Source organism: Rhodococcus sp. USK13 (genome assembly GCF_018343855.1).
Classification (GTDB): Bacteria; Actinomycetota; Actinomycetes; order Mycobacteriales; family Mycobacteriaceae; genus Rhodococcus_F; species Rhodococcus_F oxybenzonivorans.
In genome coordinates, this window is the sequence record NZ_CP069242.1 from 1,049,769 (window position 1) to 1,065,333 (window position 15,565).

The 15,565-nt window shown below is 65.6% G+C and carries 14 protein-coding genes; 9 read left to right on the top strand and 5 right to left on the bottom strand.

Annotated elements, in window-relative coordinates; translation table 11 throughout:
• The first annotated feature begins 2 nt into the window (after positions 1-2).
• Genes nuoH through nuoN form a run of 7 tightly spaced genes read left to right on the top strand, consistent with a single transcriptional unit; the run spans position 3 to position 8,349 of the window.
• Positions 3-1,346, top strand: coding sequence for an NADH-quinone oxidoreductase subunit NuoH (gene nuoH, locus JQT59_RS07640; protein ID WP_502939843.1), 1,344 nt, complete (start codon positions 3-5; stop codon positions 1,344-1,346).
• A complete protein-coding gene (gene nuoI, locus JQT59_RS07645; protein ID WP_213575610.1) occupies positions 1,339-1,938 on the top strand; it encodes an NADH-quinone oxidoreductase subunit NuoI in 600 nt (199 codons plus the stop codon). The genes nuoH and nuoI overlap by 8 nt, the downstream gene beginning before the upstream one ends.
• Positions 1,932-2,816, top strand: a complete 885-nt coding sequence (locus tag JQT59_RS07650; protein ID WP_213575611.1) for an NADH-quinone oxidoreductase subunit J — start codon at positions 1,932-1,934, stop codon at positions 2,814-2,816. The genes nuoI and JQT59_RS07650 overlap by 7 nt, the downstream gene beginning before the upstream one ends.
• Positions 2,813-3,112: an NADH-quinone oxidoreductase subunit NuoK gene (gene nuoK / locus JQT59_RS07655; protein WP_109334483.1), complete on the top strand. Its 300-nt coding sequence runs from the start codon at positions 2,813-2,815 to the stop codon at positions 3,110-3,112. Before JQT59_RS07650 ends, nuoK begins: the two co-directional genes overlap by 4 nt.
• 1 nt (position 3,113) lies before the next feature.
• Positions 3,114-5,108 carry an NADH-quinone oxidoreductase subunit L gene (gene nuoL / locus JQT59_RS07660; protein ID WP_213575612.1) on the top strand — a complete coding sequence of 665 codons (1,995 nt, stop codon included), beginning with the start codon at positions 3,114-3,116 and terminating at the stop codon, positions 5,106-5,108.
• A complete protein-coding gene (locus JQT59_RS07665) occupies positions 5,105-6,706 on the top strand; it encodes an NADH-quinone oxidoreductase subunit M (RefSeq protein WP_213575613.1) in 1,602 nt (533 codons plus the stop codon). The genes nuoL and JQT59_RS07665 overlap by 4 nt, the downstream gene beginning before the upstream one ends.
• Positions 6,703-8,349: an NADH-quinone oxidoreductase subunit NuoN gene (gene nuoN, locus JQT59_RS07670; protein ID WP_213575614.1), complete on the top strand. Its 1,647-nt coding sequence runs from the start codon at positions 6,703-6,705 to the stop codon at positions 8,347-8,349. Before JQT59_RS07665 ends, nuoN begins: the two co-directional genes overlap by 4 nt.
• 331 nt (positions 8,350-8,680) lie before the next feature.
• On the opposite strand, the gene JQT59_RS07675 is transcribed toward nuoN, so the two are convergent.
• From JQT59_RS07675 to JQT59_RS07695, 5 genes are all read right to left on the bottom strand, one after another.
• Positions 8,681-8,884 carry a cold-shock protein gene (locus JQT59_RS07675; protein ID WP_109334475.1) on the bottom strand — a complete coding sequence of 68 codons (204 nt, stop codon included), beginning with the start codon at positions 8,882-8,884 and terminating at the stop codon, positions 8,681-8,683.
• A gap of 148 nt (positions 8,885-9,032) precedes the next feature.
• Entirely contained in the window at positions 9,033-9,443 is a 411-nt protein-coding gene (locus JQT59_RS07680) for a VOC family protein (RefSeq protein ID WP_109334474.1), read from the bottom strand.
• A 119-nt stretch (positions 9,444-9,562) separates the two neighbouring features.
• Positions 9,563-10,861, bottom strand: coding sequence for a CHAT domain-containing protein (locus JQT59_RS07685; RefSeq protein WP_213575615.1), 1,299 nt, complete (start codon positions 10,859-10,861; stop codon positions 9,563-9,565).
• On the bottom strand, positions 10,843-12,327 hold the full coding sequence (locus JQT59_RS07690) for a tetratricopeptide repeat protein (protein WP_213575616.1): 1,485 nt from the start codon (positions 12,325-12,327) through the stop codon (positions 10,843-10,845). Before JQT59_RS07690 ends, JQT59_RS07685 begins: the two co-directional genes overlap by 19 nt.
• Positions 12,287-13,141: an integrase gene (locus tag JQT59_RS07695; protein WP_349307003.1), complete on the bottom strand. Its 855-nt coding sequence runs from the start codon at positions 13,139-13,141 to the stop codon at positions 12,287-12,289. The genes JQT59_RS07690 and JQT59_RS07695 overlap by 41 nt, the downstream gene beginning before the upstream one ends.
• Before the next feature lie 255 nt (positions 13,142-13,396).
• Between JQT59_RS07695 and JQT59_RS07700 the strand changes: the two genes are divergently transcribed.
• Both JQT59_RS07700 and JQT59_RS07705 read left to right on the top strand, forming a co-directional pair.
• On the top strand, positions 13,397-14,119 hold the full coding sequence (locus tag JQT59_RS07700; protein ID WP_213575617.1) for a TnsA-like heteromeric transposase endonuclease subunit: 723 nt from the start codon (positions 13,397-13,399) through the stop codon (positions 14,117-14,119).
• Positions 14,116-15,528, top strand: a complete 1,413-nt coding sequence (locus JQT59_RS07705; RefSeq protein ID WP_249354217.1) for a TnsB C-terminal domain-containing protein — start codon at positions 14,116-14,118, stop codon at positions 15,526-15,528. Before JQT59_RS07700 ends, JQT59_RS07705 begins: the two co-directional genes overlap by 4 nt.
• Positions 15,529-15,565: the final 37 nt, after the last annotated feature.

Below are 15,565 nucleotides of genomic sequence, written 5' to 3' on the forward strand. Positions count from 1 at the left end.
TTCTGTCGCTCGACTATCCCGACCCGACGTTGTTCGGCCACGACCCGTGGTGGCTGACCCTCGGGAAGGCCCTCGCCGTCTTCGTGTTCCTCATCCTGACTCCGCTGATCGCGATCCTCGCCGAGCGCAAGGTCATGGCCCGGATGCAGATGCGGATCGGCCCCAATCGGGTGGGACCCGGCGGCATGCTGCAGAGCCTCGCCGACGGGGTCAAGCTGGCGCTGAAGGAGGGCATCACCCCGAAAGGCGTCGACAAGCCTATTTATCTGCTTGCGCCGATCATCGCCGCGGTGCCCGCGTTCATGGCCTTCGCCGTCATCCCGTTCGGCCCAGAAGTCTCGATCCTCGGCCACCGCACGGCACTTCAGCTGACCGACCTCCCCGTGGCCGTCCTCTACGTCCTGGCGGTCACCTCGGTCGGCGTCTACGGGATCGTCTTGGCCGGGTGGGCGTCGGGCTCCACGTACCCACTGCTCGGTGGGCTGCGCTCGACCGCGCAAGTGATCTCGTACGAGATCGCGATGGCGCTGTCGTTCGCCGCCGTGTTCCTGCATGCGGGCACGATGTCCACGTCGGGGATCGTGGCAGCGCAAGACCGCATCTGGTACGTATTTCTCTTGCTCCCTTCGTTTCTCATCTATGTCACCTCGATGGTGGGTGAGACGAACCGCGCCCCGTTCGACCTGCCCGAGGCCGAGGGCGAACTCGTCGGCGGATTCCACACGGAGTACTCCTCGCTGAAATTCGCCATGTTCATGCTCGCCGAATACGTGAACATGGTGACGGTGTCAGCGCTCGCCACCACCTTGTTCCTCGGTGGCTGGCATGCGCCGTGGCCCTTCAACATGTGGGACGGCGCCAATTCGGGCTGGCTGCCCGTGCTGTGGTTCACCCTGAAGGTCTGGGGATTCCTGTTCGTGTTCATCTGGTTGAGGGGCACGCTTCCGCGACTGCGCTACGACCAGTTCATGAACATGGGCTGGAAGATACTGATACCGGTGTCGCTGGTGTGGATCATGATCGTCGCGACGGTGCGGGCCTTCCGCAACGAAGGGTACGACTTTTGGCCGGTCGCTCTCGTCACCGCCGGCGTGATCCTCGGGCTGGTGGTGCTCGCCATGTTGTGGAATCGGCTCCGCCGCAGGCAAACCCGTGTACCCGACCACGATGTGACGCGCCGAGCCGGAGAAGACGTTCCTGCGGCCAGCGCGTTCGACCCCATGGCCGGTGGTTTCCCGGTGCCGCCGTTGCCCGGCCAGCGCTCACCGGTGCCCCCACGCACCCCCGTCACCGTGGGTCGTTCCGCAGGCTCCGCTCGAATGAACAGGGAGGACAGCGATGTCTAAGTTCCTCGACCCCATTGCCGGTTTCGGAGTGACGTTCTCGACGATGTTCAAGAAACCGAATACCGAGTACTACCCGGAGGAGAAGACCCCGACCGCTCCCCGCTACCACGGCCGGCACCAGCTCAACCGTCACCCGGACGGGTTGGAGAAGTGCATCGGGTGCGAACTGTGCGCCTGGGCGTGCCCCGCCGACGCCATCTATGTGGAGGGTGCCGACAACACGGAGTCGGAGCGTTATTCGCCGGGTGAGCGGTACGGCCGGGTATATCAGATCAACTACCTGCGCTGCATCGGTTGTGGGCTCTGCATCGAAGCGTGCCCCACACGGGCGTTGACGATGACCAACGAATACGAGATGGCCGACGACAACCGGGCCGATCTCATCTACGACAAGGACCGGCTACTCGCGCCCCTCCAGCCGGACATGACGGCCCCGCCGCACCCGATGGCTCCCGGCACCACCGCGGAGGACTACTACCGCGGCACCGTGACGGCGTCGGCGTCCGCAGACACGCCTGCCGCGGAAGCCGAAGACGACGAACGGCAGGTCGAGGTGAGCGAGACAATCAGGAAAGAAGAGGCGCGGTGGTGACTTCCCTGTCTTCCGCCATCCTGGCCGCGGAGCCCCTCACCCGGACGTCGACGGGGGAGGCCGTCCAATTCTGGATCCTCGGCGCGGTGGTGGTCATCGGTGCTGTGGGAATGGTCATTGCGCCGAAGGCGGTGTACTCGGCCATCTTCCTCGCCATGACGATGATCATCCTGGCCATCTTCTACATCGCCCAGGGCGCATTGTTCCTCGGGGTCGTGCAGGTCGTGGTCTACACCGGCGCCGTCATGATGCTGTTCCTGTTCGTGCTCATGCTGGTGGGCGTCGACTCGTCCGACTCGCTGGTCGAAACGATACGAGGCCAGCGGACCGCCGCGATAGCAGCGGCAATCGGGTTCGGACTCCTCCTGATCGGCGGCCTCGGCAATGCGTCGACGCAGTGGGCGCGCTCGGCCGAAGGGCCCGGCTTCACCGATCTGGAGCAGGCCAACGCCGGCGGGAATGTCGAGGGCCTCGCCGAGCTGATCTTCCTGCAGTACGTATGGGCGTTCGAACTGACCGGTGCATTGCTGATCACCGCAACCATCGGCGCCATGGTGCTGGCGCATCGCGAGCGGTTCGACACCCGTAAGGGGCAGCGCGAGTTGTCGCAGGACCGCTTTCGTCGATGGGCGGAACGGACTGTCGGCGACACCCCCGACGCCCACGTCACCCCCCTGCCGAGTCCGGGCGTCTACGCACGGCACAACGCCGTCGACATGCCGGCCCTGCTGCCGGACGGTTCGTATTCACCTCTGTCGGTCAGCCGGGTGCTTCACCAGCGCGGACGTCACCCCATCGGAGCCGTGCCCGAAGAGAACCACGGCGAGGGGATCCCGCCGGCACAGTCCACAGCGTTCGGTGAGGAGGGCACACGATGAACCCGGAAAACTACCTGTATCTGTCCGCCCTGCTGTTCACGATCGGCGCGGCGGGGGTGCTTCTCCGTCGCAACGCCATCGTCGTGTTCATGTGCATCGAGTTGATGCTCAACGCCACCAACCTGGCCTTCGTCACCTTCTCCCGGATGCACGGCAACCTCGACGGGCAAGTCTTCGCGTTCTTCACCATGGTCGTCGCAGCGGCCGAAGTGGTGGTCGGACTGGCGATCATCATGACCATCTTCCGCTCGCGCCGATCGGCCTCGGTCGACGACGCCAACCTGCTGAGGTACTGACATGAGTGGGGGGATTGCGTCTCTGGTCTGGCTGCTGCCCGCACTACCGCTCTTCGGCGCTGCCGTCTTGCTCTTGACAGGCCGCCGCAGCAACAGGTGGGGACACCTGCTCGGGTGCGGGACCGCGCTGGCCGCCTTCGTGCTGGGGCTTGCGCTCTTCGTCGACATGCTGGGCGCGGACGAAGCCGATCGTGCGGTACACCAAAACCTGTTCAGCTGGGTTCCCGTGGCCGGCCTGCAAGTGGACTTCGGACTCCAACTCGACCAGCTGTCCATCTGTTTCGTGCTGCTGATCACCGGCGTCGGTTCGCTGATCCATATCTATTCCATCGGATACATGGCCCACGGCCCCGACCCCGCCGGCCGCACCACCGGCCCCGCGCCTAACCACCTCGGGCACTCCGCCGGCTCCGCGCCCAACCACCTCGGGCACTCCGCCGGCTCCGCGCCTGGTAGACGCCTGTTCTTCGCCTACCTCAATTTGTTCCTCGCCGCGATGCTCCTGCTGGTGCTCGCCGACAATTACCTCGGCCTGTATGTGGGCTGGGAGGGCGTCGGTCTCGCGTCCTATCTGCTCATCGGCTTCTGGCAGTACAAGCCGACGGCAGCGACCGCCGCGAAGAAGGCTTTCGTGGTCAACCGGGTGGGCGACATGGGGTTGGCCGTCGCGATGATGATCATGTTCGCGACCTTCGGCACGATCTCCTTCGCCGGGGTCTTCGGCGGCGCGGAGGCTGCGGGTCAGAACATCACCACAGCAATCGGATTGACGCTTCTCCTCGCCGCCTGCGGCAAGTCGGCGCAGCTGCCGCTGCAATCGTGGCTCGGCGACGCCATGGAGGGACCCACCCCCGTGTCGGCACTCATCCACGCTGCCACCATGGTCACCGCCGGTGTCTACCTCATCGTCCGGTCCGGGCCGATCTTCGACCTGGCCCCCACCGCTCAATTGGCCGTCGTCACCGTCGGAGCCGCCACCCTGCTGTTCGGGGCGATTATCGGATGCGCCAAGGACGACATCAAGAAGGCGCTGGCCGCCTCCACCATGAGTCAAATCGGATACATGGTGCTGGCCGCCGGACTCGGTCCGGCCGGGTACGCATTCGCGATCATGCTGTTGCTGGCCCACGGCTTCTTCAAGGCCGGACTGTTCCTCGGAGCCGGATCGGTGATGCACGCCATGAACGACGAGACCGATATGCGCCGCTACGGAGGACTCCGCAGCGTCATGCCGATCACCTTCGCAACGTTCGGTCTCGGATACCTGGCGATCATCGGAATTCCGCCTTTCGCCGGATTTTTCGCCAAGGACCCGATCATCGAGGTGGCCTTCGCTGCCGGGGGCGTCAAGGGCGTGATCCTCGGGACCGCTGCACTGCTCGGCGCCGGAATCACTGCCTTCTACATGACCCGAGTCATGCTCCTGACGTTCTTCGGGGATCGGCGTTGGGCGGCCGACGCACATCCGCACGAGTCGCCCCGGGTCATGACGATTCCGATGATCGTCCTCGCGGTCGGTTCGGTCGGTTCCGGTGCGGCACTGGCGATCGGGTCGTCGTTGGTGAACTGGCTGGAGCCGGTCGTCGGCGCTCACCACGAGGAAGCGGCGATCCCGGTGTGGATGATGACCGTCCTCATCTTGGTGGTCGTCCTCGCCGGTGTTGCCGCGGCCTATCGGCAATATGCCGCAAGGGAAGTGCCCGACACCGCGCCGGTGGCGGTGTCCCCGCTGACCGTCGCCGCACGCAACGATCTTTACGGTGACACGGTCAACGAGGCGATGGTGATGCGCCCCGGCCAGCACCTGACCCGACTACTGCTGTACTTCGACAACAAGGGCGTCGACGGGGTCGTCAACGGCTTCGCCGCCGCAGTGAGTGGTGGGTCGGGGTTGATCAGGCGCCTGCAGACCGGGTTCGTCCGGTCGTACGCACTGTCAATGTTCACAGGTGCGGCACTCGTGGTCGCCACGATGATGCTGGTGAGGCTGTGGTGAACAACTTTCCCTGGCTGACGGTCCTGTGGCTGCTCCCGATGGTCGGCGCCGGTGTCGTTCTGGCGATACCTGCGCCCAGACGGCACCTCGCCAAGTCGATTGCCCTGGGTGTTTCGGTAGCCGTTCTCATTCTCGCGTGCGGGCTCGCGGCCGGATTCGATGCGGGCGGCGAGCAGTACCAGTTCGTCGAGTCCCATTCGTGGATACCGGCATTCGGTACCGGATACACCCTGGGCCTGGACGGCATCGCGCTTGTGCTGGTGTTGTTGACCGCGGTGCTGGTACCGCTGCTGCTCCTGGCGGGCTGGAACGACGGCCACGACGCCCCCGACTACACGCAGCGGCGGGTGGCCCATACGTACGTGGCGCTGATCCTGATGGTCGAGGCGATGGTGCTCGTGTCGTTCACCGCCCTCGACATCCTGCTCTTCTACGTGTTCTTCGAAGCGATGCTCATCCCGATGTACTTCCTCATCGGGGGCTTCGGCGGGGCACGCCGCTCGTATGCCGCGGTGAAGTTCCTGTTGTACAACCTGTTCGGTGGCCTGATCATGCTCGCCGCAGTGATCGGCCTGTATGTCGTGACCGCCGACGGGGGCACCGGAACTTTCGACTTCAGAGAGGTCGTGGCAGCCGCATCTGCGGGGGAACTCGGTGCCGACCCCGCCGTGCTCAATGCCCTGTTCCTCGGGTTCATGTTCGCCTTCGCCGTCAAGGCGCCGCTGTGGCCGTTCCACTCCTGGCTCCCCGACGCGGCTGTGGAGGCGACACCGGCGAGCGCGGTGCTGATGATGGCCGTCGTCGACAAGGTGGGCACCTTCGCGATGTTGCGGTACTGCCTCCAACTCTTCCCCGAGGCGTCCGCGACGTTCGCGCCACTGATCGCCACGCTGGCGGTCATCGGGATCCTCTACGGTGCGGTGCTGGCCATCGGCCAGACCGACATGATGCGACTGATCGCGTACACGTCGATCTCGCATTTCGGGTTCATCATCCTCGGCATCTTCGCCATGACCAGTCAGGGCCAGGCAGGCTCGACGCTGTACATGGTCAACCACGGAATCTCTACTGCCGCATTGTTCCTCATCGCCGGATTCCTGATCTCCCGCCGCGGCACGCGCCTCATCGACGCCTACGGCGGCGTGCAGAAGGTGGCACCCGTTCTGGCCGGTACCTTCCTCGTCGCCGGCCTCGCGACGCTGTCCCTGCCCGGGCTGGCACCGTTCGTCAGTGAATTCCTCGTCCTCGTCGGCACGTACCCGCGCTACCAGGTTGCCGCCGTATTCGCGGCCGGTGCACTCGTCCTCTCCGCCGTCTACGTGCTGTGGCTGTACCAGCGGATGATGACCGGTCCGATCACCGAGGACAACGAGAAGGTTCGGGACCTCGTGCCCCGTGAACTCGCTGTGGTCGCACCCCTCATCGCTCTCCTGATCATCCTCGGTGTGTATCCCAAGCCCGCCCTGGACGTGATCACCCCCGCCGTCGGTCAGATCCTCACGACGATCGACCGGCAGGACCCGGCGCCCACTGTTCCCACCGACCCCCGCAGCGGCTCCGTAGCGGAGCAGGCACCGGACGGAGGTACTCACCCATGAGTGCTCGTGCATATTGGGTCGGGCGTTCCGACACCTTCCTCGCCCAGAGCCCGGCGCTGCCCACTCCGGACATCGAGTACGGCCAGCTTTCCCCGATGCTCATCGTGTTCGGCGTCGCAGTGGCCGCCGTGCTCGTCGAGGCCTTCCTGCCGCGCCGGGCCCGGTACACGAGTCATCTCGTTCTCAGCCTCGGTGGTCTCGCGGCGGCGTTCGTCGCTGTCGTCCTGCTCGCGGGAAGACGGAGCTCCGCGGTCATGGGCGCCGTGATCATCGACGGACCCACCCTGTTTCTGCAGGGAACCATTCTGCTGGTCTCGATTCCGGCAATCCTGCTGATTGCCGAGCGAGGTCTCGACCGGATGCGGATGTCGGCCGGTGTGGCGGTGAGTGCCGGCCGGTCGACTGCCGACGACGACGTGGTGGCGGATGCCTTCGCCCCTCAAGCGGCGGCCCTTCCCGGGAGCGCTGCCGAACGGGAGGCCGAGGAGGCGGGCGCCGCCCAGACCGAGGTCTTCCCCCTCACGCTGCTCGCGATAGGCGGGATGCTGCTCTTTCCGGCCGCGGGCGACCTTCTCACCATGTTCGTCGCCCTGGAGGTGCTGTCGCTGCCGCTGTACCTGCTGTGCGGACTGGCCCGCCGCCGTCGCCTGCTGTCCCAGGAGGCCGCGCTCAAGTATTTCCTCCTCGGCGCCTTCTCCTCGGCGTTCTTTCTCTATGGAGTGGCACTGCTCTACGGCTACGCCGGGACCGTCCGACTGGCGGGAATCGCCGATGCCGTCGCCGACCGTTCCGGTAACGAGGGGCTGGCCCTGATCGGCACCGGACTGCTCGCCGTCGGCTTGTTGTTCAAAATCGGTGCGGTGCCGTTTCATTCGTGGATACCGGACGTTTACCAGGGTGCTCCTACCTCGATCACCGCGTTCATGGCGGCTGCGACCAAGATTGCGGCCTTCGGCGCGATGCTCCGCATTTTCTATGTCGCACTCCCCGGTCTCCGCGACGACTGGCGGCCCATGCTGTGGGTGGTCGCGATCCTCACCATGGTCGTCGGTGCCGTCCTGGCGGTGACTCAGACCGACGTGAAACGCATGCTCGCGTACTCGTCGATTACGCACGCCGGCTTCATCCTCACGGGTCTCATCGCCGCCAATGACGCCGGGTTGTCGTCGACGATGTTCTACCTCCTCGCCTACGGTTTCAGCACCCTGGGCGCCTTCGCGGTGGTCACCCTCGTCCGGGACGCCGACGGAGAGGTCACGGAGATGTCGCGCTGGGCGGGAGTGGGTAGACGTTCACCCCTCGTCGGGGTGGTGTTCGCGATGTTCCTGCTCGCTTTCGCCGGTATCCCCTTGACCAGTGGGTTCGTGGGCAAGTTCGCGGTCTTTCAGGCCGCGATCGAGGGCGGCGCCACCCCGCTGGTGCTCGTCGGCGTGGTGAGCAGCGCCATCGCGGCGTTCTTCTACGTGCGCGTCATCGTGCTGATGTTCTTCTCGGAGCCGGGGGACGACGCGCCCACCGTGGTGATCCCCAGCGTGCTGACCACCGCCGCCGTCACCGTCTCCGTCGTGGTCACCATCGTGCTGGGCATTCTTCCGCAGACGGCGCTCGATATCGCAGAGCAGGCGGCAGTGTTCGTGCGCTGAGCCGGGCCACCGATCCGCCCCGGGAACGTCGGGTGTGTCGGGCTCAGAAAATGGTTCCGAGATTGCCCTGCAACAGGGCCGACACTACGTACAGCACAATGACCAGCGGATAGTACAAGTTCACGGCTGTCACCTCCATGGGAGCCCGTTCGTTCGTGGTCGTGCGACGACCACTGGCTGAGTACCCACTTGCCGCCTGGCATACGAGTGCACTGCATCACGATTCGGTACCCCACACTGCACCGGGAAGGAGGCGTCTCGAGGCCTCGCCGTAACGTGCGAAGGCCGCACCCGAAACGATCGGATGCGGCCTTGCGTTACGTCTGGATCCTTAGACGGGATGCACGTTCTGGGCTTGCGGGCCCTTCTGTCCCTGGCCGACCTCGAACTCCACACGCTGGTTCTCGTCGAGCGACTTGTAGCCGCTGCCCGAGATCTCCGAGTAGTGAACGAAAAGGTCGGCGCTGCCGTCATCCGGTGCGATGAACCCGAATCCCTTTTCGCTGTTGAACCACTTCACAACACCCTGCGCCATACCTTTAACTCCCTGCAACTGTCCGCCGAACGCTCATATCGAGGTCCGGTCGTACCACCCATACTGCCATCCTCCGGCGCGGAACGAGTGCATTTGCGGACGTTCGGTTTCCCGGCGGGGAAAAAATCCACGGTTGCGCACCTCCGCATCACTGCGGCTGCGTGATGTTCACCATCCAGGAGATGCCGAACCGGTCTACGCAGGCGCCGAACTCGTCGCCCCACATCTGCTTCTCGAGGGGGACGGATACCGTGCCGTTCTCCGACAGCTTTGTCCAGTAGCCGCGCAGTTCGTCGGCGTCGTCGCCGGAAAGACTCACCGCGATGTTGTCACCGGGATTGTGCGGCATCCCGGGAGGGGTGTCGGCGCCCATCAGCACGAATCCGTTGTCGGCTTCGAGCAGCGAGTGCATGATCTTGTCGCTGCTTTCGGTGTCGGGCGCACCGAATTCTCCGAAGGTGTTGATCGACAGTGAACCGCCGAACACCTCCTTGTAGAACTCCATCGCCTCTCGTGCGTTGCCGCCGAAGCTGATGTACGGGTTGAGACGTGAGGCCATGGCGAAGCTCCTTCTTTGTGCAGAAATTGTTTCTCGTGGCGATCCGACACACCGACGGTACAGCGAAGAGCAGTCACTCGACCCCGGATCCGTGCAGCACCGGATCAGGGCTATACCGATCAGGGCAGCACTGGGTCGGTTTCGGTGAACACCGTCGCGAACGCTCCCCACAGCACCGGTGAGTCGACGATGGCCCGCTCTTCTCGCCACGCCGCCGACCGCTCCCGCTGCCAGTCGCAGAGCGCTCGCACCGCGTCCGGTTCCTCGTGCGCGGAATCGACGGAACACATGGCCGACTCCAGGGGGCGCTCTCGAGGATCTGCGCCGGCCAGGCGTTCGAAGGCGAGGTCGGTGGGCAAAGCCCATCGAGTGGCGGTGACCAGTTCGGCACCGCCGCTGATCATCGCCGAGACCAGGCCCAGCGCCTCACCGAAGCGGAGGTCACCGCCGCTCTCACAAGCGATCAGGGCGACCCTGCTCGGGATGGGCCACAGCTCGGGTCCCGCCACAGGATCGTCGGTCAGGGTGTGGGTTCCCAGAAGTAGATCCTTCGCCGACAGCGGTCGGTGTGCCCGCATCGCCTCCGCGAACCCGATGGTTTCCGCCCGGCACGACAGATGCAGTTCGGCGTGCTCACTCTGGCCGGACTCGGGCGCTGCTGCGGTCACATGGCCGACGTAGATCAGGCGGCTGGCACCGCCCCGGAGCGCATCGCCCAGCCAATCCCGGTCTACGTCCTCCCGGCGGAACAGGTCGACGGGGCCGGTCACTTTCGGTAGAAGTCTGTTCTGCTCCGCGTAGGCGCCGACCTGGCGGGACAGGGGAGCGTGACCGGACATCCGGCCCAGCACCGAGCCGAGTACGGAATCCGCGCGATATCCTGGCACCCGTGGATCGAGGACGGCGACGACGGGCAGCTCGCGCGTGTCGAGCCAAGAGCGCGGGACGCGCCCGGGGGCGTGGACGATACTCAGTGGTGCGAGCAGGCTGACGTCGGCGATATCGATCAGGCGCAGGTGGGCGTCCGGCGCGATCAGTTCCCACGGTACCTGCGCGACGCGAGGTGACGGCTGGATCCGGATGTGAGGCCGTACCCCGCGGGTGTACAACTCGTACAGCTGCGCGGCGAGACCGAACGGGAGAAATGTTCGCGAAAGATGCTGCGCCAGTGCATGCTCCGCGTCGTACGTGGAGAGTGCGCCAGCCGTCAGAACGTGTTCGAGGCTCTTCGGATCAGCAGCATCGGGCAACGCGGGTGTCAGTGCGGCGAGAGTCGCGTCCACTTGTGTCGCGGTGACGACCGAGACTCCACCGGGATAGCTGTCGCTCGACCACCGCCACGATGTAAACAGGTCTCCCGCATCAGCCATCCGCACGAAGACGGTGGGACGCCCCGACGTCACCACGCCGGAACCCATCGGCTGTCGCGAATCGGCCGCCCGTACCGCTTCTCGGCCTCCGCGATGTACGGCTCGAGCGCAACACGGCCACCGACTGACATCGTGAGGTGCGGTGGCAGCGAAACAGGAAGGCCGGCACCCGCGGCGACCCCGGCCAACGCAGCACCGAGGTGGAGTGCGGTCGACACGTCGGGAGTGCGGTCAGGAAGGTCGGGCATCACGAGTGGCAACGTCGGCGCCGCGCTGCCGGTGGAGCGGTTGATGTCGAGTGCTGTTCCCGCGCAGTGCGCCTCGATGAGATCACCGACGAGAAGGGCGTCACCGCAACTGTAGGAGAGGCGGAATGCCAACGCCATGGCCGGGTCCGCGACGTGCCGGTTCCACTGCTCGCGCTGAAACCCGTTGGGGAGGGAGTAGCGGACGGCGTCGATGGTGAGGGCCGCGGGCACTGCGAGGTCGACGGCTCGTTTGTGCAGCGCCCCGTCGGGGTCGACGTTCAGCGCCGCTTCCAACAGCGTCGCGTGCCAGACGTCGACCTGTGCGCACTGCAATCCGAGGCCCAGTTCGGCATACGTTTCGACAGCGGAAGCAAACAGGGCCTCACCCTCGTCTCGCCGGCCGGCGCTGAAAGCCAGTGTCGCCAGGCGAGTGTTGACGTCCGCGACATCGAGTACGGCCCCGGACTCCGCAAAGTGTTCTACGCTGCGCCGGTAGAGCGCGCTCGCACGTTCTGTCTGGTCGCGTCGCTCCGCCACAAACGCCAGCACCTTCAGCCCGATCCCCACCCGATGTCCGACACCGGCCTGCTCGAAGTACCTCTGGCTTTCCAGCAGCAGTGGCTCGGCATCCTCGTGACGCCCCGACCGGGCCCGCATGATCCCCAGATTCTGCTGCGTTTCGGCGAAGGCGTTGCTGTCACCGGCCTCGTCGAAGGCGGCCAGCGCCTGGCCGGCGAAGTCGTCGGTGAGGTCGAAGCGTCCGGTCTCGAAATGGATGGCCGCCAGATTCATCAACGGGTGACCAGCGTGATTCGGCGCGGAACGTACTGCGGCTTCCAGTGACTCGTGTGCCAGGTCGGCCGCGTAGGCCCATTGCTGACGGTGGATGGCAACGGCTGTCAACGACAACAGGCACGGGACGCGGAGGTCCTCGAGGTCGTCGGCGCCGTCCGTGAGCATGGAGCGCGCCTGCTCGAGTGCCGTCTGCGCACCGTCGAGGTCGCCCACGTGCTGGAGAGCCTGGGACAGATTGATCAACGCGGCGGGCCGGATCCTGCGGGCGTCGGCCGGCATGGCCGAGAGGGCCTCGTGATAGCGGTCGACGGCCGCGGCGTGGTCACCCAACTCGTCTGACATGCTCGCGGCGTTGATCATTGCGCTGATCCGTAGATCGCCGGTGGCGCTGCGCGCAACCTGCTCGAAGGTCGCCAGCGCTGCCGTGAGATCACCGCGGCCGTAGGCGGCGCCGCCTACTCTTGCAGACATGCCCGTCAAAGGCCGGCGCGTTGCGCAGGAGCCGGATCACCCCCGGCCGTCCTGCGGTGTCGTAGGCGGCGACGATCTGGAGCCATCGCACGTACGCGCAGGGCGGGCAACTGAGGTGGTTGGTGGTGAACGGCACGGCCCGCACCGCCCCCGCGCCTTCCTGGTCGGTCTTGGACCGTCGCAGGCGGATCGTGAGCCCGTCCAGGCGATGCAGGGAGAGATCTCCGCAGACCAGGTCCGCGAGCTCGCCGCGACGGAAGGCGCCGGCGAATCCGATCAGCAGTAGGGCGGTGTCCCGGCGCTCGATCACCTCCGACGCCCACCCGGTAACAGCCTGGCGGGCCGCGGTGACGATGGTGACGAGGTCGTCGACCAGCAGCGGGGCGGCCTGGCGGCGCGGGCGGTCCCCGTTGTCGGCGTAGTCACGGCGGATCCCGGACAGGGTGGCAGCGACGATCTCGTGGCTACCGGGCGCGGGATGCCCGGCGCGGCGGTGGTGGTGCCCGATCGCGGCCACCCACCGCGACAGGGTGGCCGGGGCGTAGGCCCGCTCGCCGTCCTGATTGTAGGTGTCGGCGGCGTCGATCAGGTACGCGGCCACCACCATCGGGTGCGCCGGCATCGAGGTGTGCCCGTGGGAGAAACGCCACGTGACGAAACGATCCCAGTCCGAGGTGTAGGCGCGGCGGGTGTTCTCCGCGCACGACCGCTGCATGGTGCCGGCGATCCTCGCCGCCACCTCCTCCGGCAGCGCGGGCCCCATCGAGGCTGTTACCGGGCCGTGCAGGGCCTCGTCCACCGGTTCGATCGTCACCGGCGCAGGGTATCGGGGAACACCGACACTCTGCAGAGCAAAAACGTGCTGACGAGGGGTTTCGCCGGAGACGGTGCGATAACTGAAATTATCATCGCCCAGTGCCCACAAACCATGAGTGACACGGAACCACCGCCCAGGGGCACGATTTAGGGGAGCTGATGTAGGTTCCGCGAATCCGTGTCACTTTCCAAATTTCATGTCACTCGCGTGTCACTTTCCAGATTTCGTGTCACTCGGGGCGACACTGGATTTGTGCCCAGGACCAGCGAGGTCGAGGTCAGGTACGTGCAGGACAACGGGAATCCTGTCGCGACATCGATCGCTGCGGTGGATCCGCGTCAGGTCGTTCATGGTCTGCCGGTGCGTCGCGTCCGGAGTCATCCTCGGCGGTGGCATTACGCGGGGTGGTTCTGGTCGCCCACCAATCGCGACCATGTGCTCTACGAGAGTCGGTTGGAGCTCGATCGGCTGTGGTTGGCCGACTTCGCTCCGGAGGTGGTCCGGATGGCGGCGCAGCCGATGTGGATCTGCGGCTCGGATGGGACGAGGACACGTAGACACGTTCCTGACCTGCTGCTCGAACACGCTGATGGTCGGTTCACGGTCGTGGACGTCAAACCGGAAGAGTTCGCCCGTCGCGACGAGGTGGCGCAGGTGTTTTCGTGGACCGGTCGAATGTGCGCGACCCGGGGTTGGTCGTACGAAGTGTGGACTGGGGCGGACCCGGTGGTTTTGTCGAATATCTGGACCATCGGCGCTGCCCGCAGAGCGGGCTTGATCGGCGCCGAGACCACCGCGGGTGTCGAGGCGGTCGCGGCGTCCGGGATGACGATCGACGAGGTGATCACGGCAGGAAGGAACCCGCGAGGCCGCATTGCTGTGCTCGCGAAGTTGTGGTCTGGGACATGGTCGGTGGATCTGTCGGTGCCGTTATCCGGAAAGTCGGTGCTGACCTGCACGGCAGGATCGCCATGACGGATATTCTCGAGTTGCGTCCCGGCGCTCGGATCTGGTTCGACGGCACCTCGTGGGAGGTCGTCACGCTATCTGGGCGCGAGGTGACACTCCGGTCCGGGGATTCGCTGCAGCGGGCGACGTTCGCTGAGGTCGTTGTCCGGGGTGTTTCGATGGCCGCCCCGGTCGACGGTCCCGATCCGGCCACTGTCGTCCTGAGCTCGTTGACTTCGGCGCAGCGCCGAGAACTGGAGACTCGGGCCAAGCTGGTGCGCGGCCTGCTCTCCGAAGCACGAACGGACGCTTCGACACTCAAGTCGAGTCTTGCTGCCAAGGCCGATGAGTTGCAGGTCTCGGTGCGCACGCTCCAACGCTGGATCGCCGGCTACCGGGCGGCCGGAGTCGCCGGTTTGGCCGACACCCGTGTGCGGAGTCGATACGCCGCGAGCGTGGATCCGCGGTGGGATGCGGCGTGCGTGCGGGTCCTCGACCGGTATATCGAGGCGTCGACGCCGACGATGGGAGTGGTCATCGACTCCGTCGCCCGGAAATTGGAGGCAGGCTTCAGTCCCGGAACCGTGCCACTGCCGAGCAAAGCCACTGCCTACCGGCGTCTGAAGGTGTTGGCGAAGGGACGGCATGCGTTCGGTAGCGCCAAGGGACGCCGTTCGGTGGCCGACCGTCCAACGGGTGTTTTCGGTCGGCTCCGCGCCACACGGCCCGGCGAGTACGTGGTGCTGGACACCACTCCTCTGGATGTGTTTGCGATGGAGCCGATCACGATGCGTTGGGTCGGGGTGGAGTTGACGGTGGCGATGGACCTGTTCACCCGCTGCGTGCTCGGGCTGCGGTTGACGCCGGTGTCGACGAAATCGCAGGACGTGGCGAACGTGCTCTACCAATGCGTCAGTCCCGAACGAGACCGAGATGACAACGGGTGGCCGTATCATGGGGTTCCGCGGAATTTGCTCGTCGGCACCGAGGAACCCGACGGCCTCTCCCAGCAGCGGGTCGGCGATCTGCCGGCGTGTCTGCCGGAGGCGATCGTGGTCGATCACGGCAAGCAGTACCTGTCCGATCACGTGATCGGGGTGTGCGCTCGCCTGGGGATCACGATCCAGCCGGCGATCCCGCACAAACCCACCGACAAACCCACGGTCGAACGATTCTTCCGCACGTTGCGCGAAGCACTGCTGCAGCACCTGCCCGCCTACAAGGGCCCGGATGTGTACTCCCGCGGAAAAGACTTCGAGGACAAGGCGTTCTACTACGTCAGCGAACTCGAGCAGATCATCCGCGAGTGGGTCGGGTCGGTGTATCACCGCACCCAGCACGACGGGTTGTGTGTGCCGGAGATCCCGCGGGCCGAGTTCTGCCCGACCGAGATGTTCGAGATCGGTGTCGTGAAGTCCGGTTGTTCACCGCGGTGAACAAACCATACCTGAAGCCGGTTTCTGAAGAGTCGCA